The 11,890-nt window shown below is 41.2% G+C and carries 12 protein-coding genes; 3 read left to right on the plus strand and 9 right to left on the minus strand.

All coding sequences use genetic code 11. From position 1 onward, the window contains the following. Positions 1–113: 113 nt before the first annotated feature. The 8 genes from JYB65_RS07430 to JYB65_RS07465 all read right to left on the minus strand — a co-directional run bounded on the left by JYB65_RS07430 (position 114) and on the right by JYB65_RS07465 (position 8,699). Positions 114–260, minus strand: coding sequence for a hypothetical protein (locus JYB65_RS07430; RefSeq protein ID WP_206582020.1), 147 nt, complete (start codon positions 258–260; stop codon positions 114–116). 75 nt (positions 261–335) lie between these two features. Then, positions 336–1,763 carry a sigma-54 interaction domain-containing protein gene (locus JYB65_RS07435; protein ID WP_206582021.1) on the minus strand — a complete coding sequence of 476 codons (1,428 nt, stop codon included), beginning with the start codon at positions 1,761–1,763 and terminating at the stop codon, positions 336–338. Positions 1,764–2,037: 274 nt separating this feature from the next. Next, positions 2,038–3,000 carry an agmatinase gene (gene speB / locus JYB65_RS07440; protein ID WP_245156621.1) on the minus strand — a complete coding sequence of 321 codons (963 nt, stop codon included), beginning with the start codon at positions 2,998–3,000 and terminating at the stop codon, positions 2,038–2,040. Positions 3,001–3,118: 118 nt separating this feature from the next. Further along, positions 3,119–4,645 carry a BCCT family transporter gene (locus JYB65_RS07445; protein WP_206582022.1) on the minus strand — a complete coding sequence of 509 codons (1,527 nt, stop codon included), beginning with the start codon at positions 4,643–4,645 and terminating at the stop codon, positions 3,119–3,121. A 292-nt stretch (positions 4,646–4,937) separates the two neighbouring features. Beyond that, positions 4,938–5,585: an ABC-2 transporter permease gene (locus JYB65_RS07450; protein WP_206582023.1), complete on the minus strand. Its 648-nt coding sequence runs from the start codon at positions 5,583–5,585 to the stop codon at positions 4,938–4,940. Between the two features lie 4 nt (positions 5,586–5,589). Then, a complete protein-coding gene (locus JYB65_RS07455; protein ID WP_206582024.1) occupies positions 5,590–6,444 on the minus strand; it encodes an ABC transporter ATP-binding protein in 855 nt (284 codons plus the stop codon). A gap of 4 nt (positions 6,445–6,448) precedes the next feature. Then, complete coding sequence (locus JYB65_RS07460; protein WP_206582025.1) at positions 6,449–6,823, minus strand: GntR family transcriptional regulator; 375 nt, start codon at positions 6,821–6,823, stop codon at positions 6,449–6,451. Between the two features lie 406 nt (positions 6,824–7,229). Continuing rightward, the gene (locus JYB65_RS07465) at positions 7,230–8,699 is read right to left on the minus strand and encodes a sodium:solute symporter family protein (protein WP_206582026.1); all 1,470 of its coding nucleotides are present in this window, start codon (positions 8,697–8,699) and stop codon (positions 7,230–7,232) included. A gap of 703 nt (positions 8,700–9,402) precedes the next feature. Here JYB65_RS07465 and JYB65_RS07470 point away from each other — a divergent pair. Beyond that, positions 9,403–9,789: a transcriptional regulator GutM gene (locus JYB65_RS07470; RefSeq protein ID WP_206582027.1), complete on the plus strand. Its 387-nt coding sequence runs from the start codon at positions 9,403–9,405 to the stop codon at positions 9,787–9,789. Between the two features lie 91 nt (positions 9,790–9,880). Here the strand turns inward: JYB65_RS07470 and JYB65_RS07475 are convergent, their stop codons facing one another. Continuing rightward, complete coding sequence (locus JYB65_RS07475) at positions 9,881–10,897, minus strand: FAD:protein FMN transferase (RefSeq protein WP_206582028.1); 1,017 nt, start codon at positions 10,895–10,897, stop codon at positions 9,881–9,883. Between the two features lie 30 nt (positions 10,898–10,927). Between JYB65_RS07475 and JYB65_RS07480 the strand changes: the two genes are divergently transcribed. Then, positions 10,928–11,290 (plus strand): NusG domain II-containing protein, encoded by a 363-nt coding sequence (locus JYB65_RS07480; protein ID WP_206582029.1) that lies wholly within the window; start codon positions 10,928–10,930, stop codon positions 11,288–11,290. Beyond that, complete coding sequence (locus JYB65_RS07485; RefSeq protein ID WP_206582030.1) at positions 11,274–11,801, plus strand: Gx transporter family protein; 528 nt, start codon at positions 11,274–11,276, stop codon at positions 11,799–11,801. Before JYB65_RS07480 ends, JYB65_RS07485 begins: the two co-directional genes overlap by 17 nt. Positions 11,802–11,890 lie beyond the last annotated feature (89 nt).

Consider the following 11,890-nt stretch of genomic DNA (forward strand, 5'->3'; position numbering starts at 1 on the left):
TCGATAAATTTCTACCTGCTAAACAATCAAGTGCTGTGGTTACAAGAACCTCATTGCTTAGTATTCCTTTATTTTAGAAATCCATTAGGAGAATCGAAAGATTCTGCGATTTTTTATTTGCTTTTTTCATGCTTTCCGTCATGCACACTGATTTTCTCGCCCTTTACAATTCCGCAATCTGCGTTTCCCTTCGGGTCGATTTTCCTCAGTTCCGGATTGCTTTTTTCTCTGTCTTTCATTCTGTTCTTATTGTTATCCATTAGTTCTCTCCTTTACATCATCAAATATACTCTGTAGGTTTAGTATTGATGCAAATGAAAAGATTTATTCAGTTACTACTGAGGACTCGTTTTACTGATGTACTTTTGTATTTTACGAACCGCTGTCGGCTGACTGATCCCCAGAAGCTCAGCAACACCAATCGTCGTGCCGCACTCGGTATAGGCTTTTGTGATGATCGCTTTCTCTATCAGCTCTAAAGTCTCATTCAGCGGCCGTGTCAACTCATCTCCGTCGGATAGCAAAGTTCTTGTATTAATATGATCCGGCAGCGAATCCAGTTGAACCAGATTATCTTCGCTCGTCAGCAGCAGCCGTTCAATAACGTTCTCCAACTCTCGGATATTGCCAGGCCATTCGTATTTAAGAAGCAAGTCGAAAACCTCTTTGGATATAATTTTTTTCATACCATATTTCTTATTTAATTTTTCTGTGAAATAGCCAATCATCGGAACGATATCTTCTTTTCGTGCTCGAAGCGGAGGAATATCAATAGAAATTACGTTTAAACGATAATATAAATCATTTCTAAATAGCTTTTCCTTCATCAGCTGCTTCAGATCTTTGTTGGAAGCCACCACGAGCCTAAAATCTACTTTTATTTCTTTCATTCCGCCCACTCTGGTTATCAGCTTATCCTGGATGACTTTTAATACCTTTACTTGAAGATTGATCGGCAACTCCGATATCTCATCCAAAAATAGCGTACCGTTTTGCGCCAGCTCAATGAGGCCTACTTTGCCTTCTTTATTGGCTCCTGTAAAGGAGCCTCTCTCATATCCAAACAACTCCGATTCCAGCAAGTTTTCCGGTATGGCTCCGCAATTAATTTCTATAAAAGGTCCTTCGAAACGTTTACTCTTCTTGTGAATGATCTTAGCCAGCAGACTCTTGCCTACTCCTGATTCTCCATAAATAAGAACATTGGCATCAAATGGAGAAATCCGATTAATGACACCGAGTACATTTTGCATGGCATGACTTTTGGCCACAATTCCATCTACCTCAAGGGTTTCACTTCGAAGTTTTCCCAGTTCCTCTTCATATTTCTCCACCTTATTTTCTAAAACGGCGTACTGCTCTTGAAGATGCAGTAAATCCGTTACGTCGCGGGAATAGCTGATGACAAATTTGATATCTCCGTTTTCTGCCTTTACAGGTGTCGCTGAAACAACAATATCTCTGTTTCGGTTATTTTTTTGCCGCATCGTTACTTTTTCACCGGACTTGAGCACAATGGCTGTACTGGAAGGCTTAAAATACCCCAGTTGTTCCAGGTCAAAAACACTCATGCCGATGGCATCTTCTTTTTCAAGCCCATATACTTGTTCAAAAGTAGGACTTACTCGAAGGACTATACCCTTGCCATCTGCAATGAGCAGGTCATCATGTATCGCATCCAGAATATTATCTATCTCACTTGCCAATTCTCTGGAAATCTGTTCATTATCCAGTTGTACTTTCACACCATCTGTTTTCATCATCTGACCTCATTGTCCCATTTTTACTTGCTATGTTTTATAAAGAGTCTCCCTATTATGCTATATGCTTATTGTAACCCAGTATGAAAGAAATGAATATGACTGCTTCTATATTTTTTATTCTGATGATAACAAAGGGCTGTCCCAAACGTTTAAAATTTAGGCAGCCAGTAACGAATCCTGAGTTACTGGCTGCCTAAAAAAATTTTAAACTATTTTGAGATAGCCCCTTGTTCCTATATAGAATATCTTATGTTGATGGTACAAACTATTTTATTTACCTTTTTCCGGCTTTCTTTTGGAGGGCCAAAATAGAAATCACTTCGTGCATCACATTGGCACACATATAAGCGGTTTTGCCGGACGGATCGATCGTAGGAAGCACTTCAACAAAGTCCGTGGCAACGAGATTTACGTCCCGTAAGCCTTGAATCAACGTCATCGTCTCATATCCGTCAAAACCGCCCACTTCGATAGTTCCCGTTCCCGGAGCCATGGATGGATCGACAAAATCAATATCAAAGGTTAAAAAGGTTTTCGCCTCACCGACTCTTTTCTGAATCCTCTTCACACCTTCCTCTATCCCGATTTTATGGAGTTCATTCGCCGTTAACACGTCAAACCCCAGATCAATAGAGCCCTGCACATCTTCCGGTCCATATTGCGAACCTCGGATGCCGACTTGAATAGAATGTTCCGTGTCGATCAATCCTTCCTCGCAGGCCCTTCTAAAAGGCGTTCCGTGCGCATACTTCTGACCCCAATACTGATCCCACGTATCTAAGTGTGAATCAAAATGTACCAAGGCAACAGGCCCATGCTTTTTCGCTACGGCTCTAAGCTCTGCCAACGTAATGGAATGATCTCCCCCCATGGCAAAAGGAACGACACCGGCATCAATGATGGGCTGGAGGCCTTCTTCAATTTGCTTATAGGATTCCAATATGTAGCCCGGTGTGATATCTAAGTCCCCATAATCCACGCCTGACAAATAATCAAAAATGTTGATATCCAGATTCATACTATAGTTTCTCATTAACGTAGAAGAAATCCTTATCGCATCCGGGCCGAATCTCGCCCCATTTTTATAGCAGCATCCCGTGTCAAACGGGATCCCTACGATGGCAAAATCAACATCTTCTGTAGTCTTCACGTGAGGCAGCCTCATGAATGTTTTGATTCCCGCAAATCTTGGAGAAGCGGATGCACTTGGCGGTTGATACTTCATTGTGTTACTCATTTTAAATCTCCTTTTTGTTCATGTTCTGTCCGGCAGTTCCTGCCGGACAGTCTCTATCTAGGCTAGAAAATGTTCAAATTTTCTCGTCTTTCATAAAATTAATAAACCAAATCTTGCCCTATTCCTGTGCTGCTTTTTCTGCTCTATCTGCTTCCCTGAGCCATTTGAATAGGCCAACGTTCATACCGATGATAATTACTAAGAACGGCACGGACAGGAAGATACAGATGGTTTTAAGTGCGCTGAACGGTGCGTTCGAAAACATGATGCTTAGCGGCACAGCTGCCAGCATCACACACCAAAACAATCGGAACATCGGATTCGTATTGCCGTTTTCGTCCAGCTGTCTTGAGGCTACAGCCGATAACGAGAAAGCTGCCGAATCCAAGGAAGTTGCTAGGAATCCGACCATTAGGACGGTGAATACAATCGGAATGAGGATTCCGCCCGGCAGCGTATGTAAGATCTGGAAGATACCCTCTTGTGTGGTAGCAGCCTGCGTCAAGAGAACCTGTCCTGTCATTTCCAGATTTAGTCCATAGCCTCCGTTTACCGCAAACATCACCCAAGTTCCTACGCTGATTCCAAGCAGACAAGCCAGCACCAGTTCCCGGATAGTTCTTCCCTTTGAAATCTTCGTAATGAAGACACCCATCATAGCCGCATAGTTTAACGCAAGCGTGAAGAGGAAGATCGTATTTGCTTCAGGGAAACCGGACTGTCCGATTGGATCGGTCCATGTACTCATCTGCACATAGTTCGAGAACATGATACCCAAGCTGTTACTGATATTTTTTACGATAAATTCACTCGGTCCTGCTATAAAGATGATAGCAATAACGGCCATTGCCAAATAGATCGTTCCGTCGCTCAACCTTCTCATGCCCTTTTCAATTCCAATAACCGAACTCAATGAAAACAGTGCTGAAATCGCAAGAACAATCACTACATTTAGCCCGAAACCTTCCGGAATACCTGTGATATCTGAAATCCCTGCGGAAATCAACGGAACGCCTAATCCAAGGGATACGCCTAATCCGCCTGTAATACTGAAAATTGTGATGACATCAATCACCTTGCCGATAGGCTTCTTGTATTTAAAATTGCCCATCATTGCTTCGCATACAGCACTTACTCTAAGCACAGGAACTTTTCTTACGTATACGGCATATGCCATTGCAACTGCTGTTAATACAAAGATCACCTGTACACTGAGTCCCCAGTGGAAAAAAGTATAGGCCATGCTGTATTCCGCGGCTTGCACAGAATACGGCTCAATCCCAAAAGCAGGAACGGCGTAATAAAAAGACCATTCAACGAAGGAATAATAAACAGCGGTACAAGCTAAAGCTGCACAAATCATCATAGCGATGTAGCTATAAAGGGAAAATTGCGTGTCTCCTTCTCCTAATTTAATGGAGCCATATTTGCTGAATGCCAAATACAGACAGACAAAGAGACCTAAGAATACAAACCAAAGAATCGGTACACCGACGATTGCAGTGGTATAATTAAAAATAACGTCTACTACCTTCAAAGTCGCCTCCGGCTTAATTGCCATAAAAGCCACGAATATAAACACGGCTCCTACACTGACAATCGTGATTGGCCAGTCTACAAGGTTTTTTTGTTTTACCTGTTCCATAAGTCCTCCTTTAATAATGATTTTTTCACGCGTGATACTATGGCATTATATAAAGCAAATTGTATGCCAATCGCTGAAACGGCTATAAATAGGGATTCTACCCCTCATTCGTTTTCCCCAGTTGATAAAATAAATTCATATTTGAATCTTTTGGACTCCTCTTGCTGTTATATTTCCCACAAAGCAGCAAAACTAAAAGAAAGTGCAGTTATTCAAGAATGAATAATTGCACTTTCAAGAATGAATAAAATACGGAAAGAATGAATCACCCTCTCCGTATTTCAATAAATTATTAAAATTCTTTTTTCTGAATAATCCTTACAGATGCCATCATCGAAACGAAAAATACGATCGCGCTCAGCAACAGCTCCGCGGCAATGAACCAATTGCTCTCTAGTAAGATCTCAAGTAAATCCAATATTCCAACCATTTCATCACTTGGTTCCGTGGTCACACCGATACCGAGCATTGATACGAAAACAGCGGGTAACACGCACACACCGATCAATATATAGCGGCTCTTTTCGGTTCCGAACTTATAATTTAACGGTAATGAGATGCTGAAAATCAAAACGCCTATAAACATCATGGTACAGGTTGCCAGCAAGCCTTCGTGTAAGTTATAATTCCCAAAAAAGGTATTAAACAAAAGGATAGTCAGTCCCCCTATCCCTAACAGAATCAATGCCATTAAATATTTGCTGACAACCAGCATCTGTCTGGATATTGGCATCGTCAACGCATACTTATTCCAATTCGCCCGATCATCATAAGCCAAAGCGGTGATTGGAAGAATGGCAAAACTCATCATGAGCACTCCTGCGAAAAAGGTGCTGTCCCCTGACAGGGCACTTATTACAAAATAGAGTATGAGAAATGCTCCAATCGGCACCGCTTGTTTTTTCAGATTCAGAAAATCTTTTATAATCAATCCATTCACTTCATTACCCCCTTACACTGTACAGCAATACATCTTCAAGACTTACTTTATCGATGACATATCTATGCCCTGCATTTCGCCCTGCCAGTTTATTTCTGTCCACTAATGCACACATGCCGAAACTGCTTCTCTTGAATCCAACTACTACATCCTTAGGAATTGCCTGAAATTCCTCCTCAGAGCATTTCAACATTCCGTAACGATCCAATATGTCATCTTTCACATCACTCAGAATGATCTTTCCGTCATTGATAACGCTGATGTAATCACAAGCTTTCTCTAAGTCACTTGTAATATGGGAAGAAATCAAAATGGAGTTTTCTTCGTCTTGGATAAAATCAAGAAATACGTCCAAAAGTTCTTCCCTTACCACCGGATCAAGCCCGGAAGTTGCTTCATCCAAGATCAACAGCTTCGCATGGTGAGACAGGGCCACCGCTATGGATAGTTTCATCTTCATTCCTTTTGAATATTGTTTGACAGCTTTCTTCGGGCTTAAATCGAAATACTCTGCATATTTTTTGAAATTATTTTCGTCCCAATTCCCATAGATGGATTTCATGACTTTCGAAATTTGATGTGCGTTCAAATTTTCCGGAAAACAGCTTTCATCCAAAACTACCCCGATATTCTCCCGTACGTGGTTCGGCAGTGTATTGCTGTCGTATCCCCACAAGGAGATTTCTCCGCTCTCCCCCTTTTGCAACCCAAGAATTAATTTAATCAACGTCGTTTTCCCCGCACCGTTTTCTCCGATCAATCCCATGATGCTCCCTTTCGGAAGCTTTAGACTTACCTCTTCTAATGCAAATTCGTTATATCGTTTTGTTATATTATTCACTATTATTGAATACTCCATCTCACTACTCCCCTTTATATAAAAGTGCCAGCATATCAATAAGCTCAGATAACTCTATTCCGCTCAATTTTGCAAGGCTTATCAAATCATCCATCTTTTTCTCGATTTCTTTTAAATACACTTCTCTTATTTGCTGTACATTTTGCGGCTTTACAAAACTGCCTCTTCCAGTCTGCGAAGCGATAAACCCTTCCCGTTCCAATTCTTCATAAGCGCGTTTGGTTGTAATGACGCTGATATGCAATTCTTTGGCTAAAAGGCGCATCGACGGAAGGCTATCCCCTTCTTTCAGCTCCTTTGTGATAATCATGTTTTTTATTTGTTCCACAATCTGCTCATAAATGGGCTGATTCCTTGAATTGCTTATAATTAAGTTCATACGTCTACCTTCCAATTGCAATATTGTATATATTCATTATATACAATTTATTCTTTTTGTCAATTAAAAAGAACAATAATTTTTTTGAATGACCGATAGACTCGTTTCTTTTGCAATAAAAAAATCTGCCTTGATGACAGAGCAGATTTTTTTATTGTTATTTCTGCGAATTTTTTAAAAATCCGATCGCCGCACATACGCCGAAGAGTACCATAATACCCATTACGCCATAGGCCCAAAATAAGGTTGCTGAATCCATTACTAAACCTCCTTTTTGTGTTTGTGACTGCGCTCGACAATAGAAGCAATGGCCTGGCCAACTGCTACCATTACCATAATAATGACAAATGTATGTATGAACAATTGAATAAACATATCCAACCTCCTGTATCAATTATTTGTGATGCTAATTTTGGGTTTCAATTGTTTTGAAATATCCCGGTTCGCCTTTGACTATCAGGTTGCCGACGATCAAAATCAACAGAGCTGATAGTAAAGTGATGTAAGCGTTTGGAAGCTCTCCGATCAAGCCTCCGATGGCTTTAGGCAGCGGACTGAACGACCATAAAATGTTTAATATCCAAGACACTGCGAGCGTTAATCCGGCTACCTTTGTACTCCTCTTCCAGAATAAGCCCAGTACAAATATCCAGAACACCGGCACCAACCAAGCAAACAGCCAATTGATTGCTCCCAGAATAGGCGGCAGATACGCAGCGACAGCGATTGCAAATGCTACCAATACGACAATTCCGATTCGGATAACATTCGAAACCTGCTTCTCACTTGCATTCTTATTAAATAAGTCTTTGTAAATATCCACAGCAAATATAGTAGCAGGAGTTAAGCATGTCATGGAAAATGCAGATAGAATGGCTGCTACAAAGGCTGCCAGAAGCGCTGCGGAAAGCCATGTAGGCAGCAGATCAACGAGCATTGTAGTGACAGCCATTTTAGCTCCTACAACCGAATACTCCGGCAGTGCTTTTGCCGTCAATCCAAGGGTTACTGCGAACACACCGAACATACCGTTTACCGGTGCAGCAATCCATAGTGCATTTTTAATAGTTTTTTCATCTTTAGCCGCCATACAGACCTGCATCAACATCTGATTGATTCCCTGACAGAACGTAACAGCGATTATATTTCCCACTGCAAAAGTGATAAATAAGTCTGCATTACCAAATACATTCAGCATAAAGTTCTGAGAAGGATCCGCGTCATAATAGGCCTTTATCGTGTCAAAATTCTGCCCCGGTAATTTGAGAGCGACAAAGAAAACCGCTAAAATAAGTGCCACATATTTAATGACTGCATTCACTACATTAATCAGTCCGACTTCTTTCATTCCTGCGATAACCACATAGAACACGCCGAGAATACCTCCGACCACTGCGCCTTTCGCAATATCCCAGCCGGTCATTGTTGAGATTACAATACCGATCCCCTGTGTTTCAATCGTTAAAATTCCCCAAATATTACCGGCCATTATGCAGGCTACCGCAATGCTGATGCCTTTTCCGTACATGCCTGTCAATGCTTCCGGTACTGTTGTAATTCCCATTCTTCGAACCCATCGCCCGGTTCCGACACAAGCTACAATCAGAAGAACTGTATGGGCTAAACTAAACCATATTGCGATGGCACCCATATTATAGGTGAGTTCGAATACGCCAAGTATATGGGCTGTACCTAAAACAGTGAAAGCCATTGTTATAGGCAAAACAATGGCGCCCATATTTCTTCCCGCCAAAGCGAAACCTGCTTCGCTATGAGAAGACCCTTCTTTTTTTTCTTTATTTTTTACTATGATTCCGATAACTACTATTACCAATATTTGGTACAGTAATACGACAGTTATTATTCCTGTTTCCATACCGCTATTTTTTCCTCCATTTTTTTTAGTAAACAACCGCCGGTAACACCTACAGCTGTTCCAAATCAGAGTTTCTATGCTCTTATGACCATACGGGGCGCACCGAAGGTATCTGGCATTTTCAGTGTTTGTTCACCCTAGGCATTTCTTTTCCTCCTTTCCTCCTTAGTCTCTAGCTCCATTCATCTGACTGCGATGAAAATTTTACGATCACCGCTTTGCCAACTAAAAGAGCAAAATCTGTGCCAAGATTCTTTTAAACAACTTTTCACTGGGCGAATTGAAGCAGCTATGGTTTATCTGTTTTTCGAGCTTTTCCCTGTTGTTAAGCCATTTCTGTCCAATTTTACTTTTCAGTATTTCATCTAAACTTTTAACGAAAAATTCTGATATTCAGTCTTTTCCCTTCTCATAAGGGTCCAATATTTGTGCCATACCATGTCATTAGCAGTGCCACTTTCGTGCCACATGCGTGTCACCATGTGCCATCTCTTTGTTTATGTTGTGTCAAAGTTAGTCTCTATTAATCCTATGAAACGTTGAGAATAATTAAATGAACAGGTTCTATAGCAAAAAAGCCGCATATCAAAAGCGGCTTTTTGGTTATTCGTATGCAGCACGGGTTTTCGGCATATTTTTTGCACTAATATATTGCAGCATCCCTAATAAATATTCGTATGCCATTTGAAAGGAGAATTCCATTATGTTTTGGAACATTGTTATCATCACAGGCTTTTTATGGACTATCATGAGTATTTTCAATTTTATCCAATCCGTGCACATCAAGAATATATTCACTATGCTCCAGCCCTCCGGCAAAATCTATTCCGGAAGAGATGCAGGTTTTCTGCGAACCAGATACATCGCCTTTGCCGCTGTCAATCCAGACGGAACCGTATTGAATGCAAGGCTGCTCAAGGCAAGCGGAATCGTCACTTTGTCGAAGATCCATTCCCTCGACTATCTGATCAGCGAAAATCTGCTGGCATTGGATCCCACATCCATGAATCTGGATGGTAGATCAACGCTCGCTATTCAAAACCTGATTACCAATTTCAAGAAATACAGCAATCATACAAATAATAAATAAAAAGGATTGTCTCAAACTAGTTTGAGACAATCCTTCTTCCTCTTCTATTTTTTTGTTTTATATAAATCCATTTAGCTCTATGGGGTTTCCTTTATTCTACAGGAATAAATTCCATACCGCTGGTATAATGAACCTCTCCATTTGTATCGACAAAAGAAGCTTCTATGCCATCCAGGCTCTCCACTAAGGCCATTCCTTTTTCTACCCCCAAAATTAAGCAAATGGTGGTCAGGGCATCACAATCCGCTGATTTTCCAAAGTCTCCTACTATAGATACTGCTTCTACATCTGTTTGTGCCGGATATCCTGTTTTCACATCTAAAATATGATGGTAGTTGATGCCATCCTGTTCAAAATAGCGTTCATAGATTCCGGAGGTGACAACTGTCTTATTCTTTACTTTTACCGAACCTACAATGTCACTTCTATCGGAATAAGGCTTTTCTATCCCGATGTTCCAGGCGTCTCCGCTTGTTTTCTCACCGATTGCAACGATGTTTCCGCCTAAATTCACGATGGCACTTTCTACCCCTTGTCCAACCAGATATTCGCTTACTTTATCTGCAATATAGCCCTTGGCGATCCCGCCCAAATCCAGCTCCGTCTCCGGATTGTCAAGAGATACCTTATTGTCTTCAATGTTAATCTGCCTATAATCGATCGTCGCCTTTGCGGTATCAATATCCGCAGCGGCAGGCACCCTCGGATTCTCTCCGGTGAAATTCCATAGACCGGATAGTTTACCTACCGTTATATCGAATTTACCTTCGGAAAGAGCTCCATAATCAATGCTCTTTTTTATAACTTCCAGCGTCTCTTCCTGTACCTCAACCGGCTCGCCCTTCGCATGATTGATTTTATAGATGTCACTGCCTTCTATCGTTTTACTCAGTATGCCTTCATATTCTTCGCACAGAGCGAAAGACTTGCTGATTAAATCTTTTGCTTCATCGGTGCTTTTATCGTAAATGCTAATAGTGCAAGACGTGTTCAAATAAAATCCTGTATCAGAAACAGGCTCCATTTGCTTTTCTCCACAAGCGGTTTGTGTTATAATTAAAGCCGTGCATAGCAATAAGGCTATGACTTTTAATTTGTGGTTTTTCATATATACCTCTTTATAGTTTGGGATTTTTCTATGATTAAAAAAGCTGATATCATACTAGCAATAGTATTCATAATACTGGGTTTATGCGCTTCCTATGTAGCCGGTTTCGGCTCGCATCAAGGCAGCACCGTACTCATAACCGTAGATGGAAAAGAATATGGGTCGTATGCGTTGAACAAGAATAAAACCGTCACGGTCAAAAACGGTATCCATACCAACGTGGTCGTTATAAAAAACGGCTCCGTTTCCATGGACTCTTCTGATTGTAAGAATCAGATTTGCGTTCACGCCGGTGCTATATCCAATAGTTCACAAAGCATCATTTGTCTTCCCAACCGGGTTGTTGTTCAAATTGAAGGGAAGGAGAGTGAATACGATGCCATATCCAACTAAACACTCTGCGGCTGCAGAAAGGACTCGCAAGCTCGCCACCAGTGCGATACTAGCCTCTCTAGGTTTAATTTTTTCCTACATCGAGGCCATCTTGCCTTTTTCTTTCGGTATACCGGGCATCAAGCTGGGTATTGCCAATCTAGTCGTCATCATCGCCTTGTATACATTGGGGCGTTCGTATGCACTATCCATTAATGTCATACGAATTTTGGTAGCCGGGCTTCTGTTTAATGGGCTTTTCGGTGCCATGTATTCTCTCGCAGGGGCGCTGTTAAGCTTTGCCGTCATGCTGCTTCTTAAAAAGACAAACCGGTTTAGTATCGTTGGTGTAAGCATGGCAGGTGGAGTCACTCATAACGTCGGACAATTATTAATAGCCGCTGCCATGATATCCAATTTAAAAATATTTTTCTATTTTCCGGTTCTGCTCTTCTCGGGTATGATAACAGGGATTCTAATAGGGATCATCTCCCATTTTATACTTCGCCGTTTAAGACGGTTTATGCAGTAGAACTCTGCCAATCGAAAATTCGCGGGTTCCTTGCATGCGTTTACCGCTGCTTTGATCTACAAATTGAGCAAGTTCATTTAAAAAAGCTG

The sequence above is a fragment of the Clostridium aminobutyricum genome, from assembly GCF_017255415.1.
Classification (GTDB): Bacteria; Bacillota; Clostridia; order Peptostreptococcales; family Anaerovoracaceae; genus Aminipila; species Aminipila aminobutyrica.

What these genes read in the sequence shown, in the direction of transcription:
- JYB65_RS07430 (WP_206582020.1), bottom strand. Translation starts at nt 260, where the DNA reads ATGGATAACAATAAGAACAGAATGAAAGACAGAGAAAAAAGCAATCCG.
- JYB65_RS07435 (WP_206582021.1), bottom strand. Translation starts at nt 1,763, where the DNA reads ATGATGAAAACAGATGGTGTGAAAGTACAACTGGATAATGAACAGATT.
- speB (WP_245156621.1), bottom strand. Translation starts at nt 3,000, where the DNA reads ATGAGTAACACAATGAAGTATCAACCGCCAAGTGCATCCGCTTCTCCA.
- JYB65_RS07445 (WP_206582022.1), bottom strand. Translation starts at nt 4,645, where the DNA reads ATGGAACAGGTAAAACAAAAAAACCTTGTAGACTGGCCAATCACGATT.
- JYB65_RS07455 (WP_206582024.1), bottom strand. Translation starts at nt 6,444, where the DNA reads ATGGAGTATTCAATAATAGTGAATAATATAACAAAACGATATAACGAA.
- JYB65_RS07460 (WP_206582025.1), bottom strand. Translation starts at nt 6,823, where the DNA reads ATGAACTTAATTATAAGCAATTCAAGGAATCAGCCCATTTATGAGCAG.
- JYB65_RS07465 (WP_206582026.1), bottom strand. Translation starts at nt 8,699, where the DNA reads ATGGAAACAGGAATAATAACTGTCGTATTACTGTACCAAATATTGGTA.
- JYB65_RS07470 (WP_206582027.1), top strand. Translation starts at nt 9,403, where the DNA reads ATGTTTTGGAACATTGTTATCATCACAGGCTTTTTATGGACTATCATG.
- JYB65_RS07475 (WP_206582028.1), bottom strand. Translation starts at nt 10,897, where the DNA reads ATGAAAAACCACAAATTAAAAGTCATAGCCTTATTGCTATGCACGGCT.
- JYB65_RS07480 (WP_206582029.1), top strand. Translation starts at nt 10,928, where the DNA reads ATGATTAAAAAAGCTGATATCATACTAGCAATAGTATTCATAATACTG.
- JYB65_RS07485 (WP_206582030.1), top strand. Translation starts at nt 11,274, where the DNA reads ATGCCATATCCAACTAAACACTCTGCGGCTGCAGAAAGGACTCGCAAG.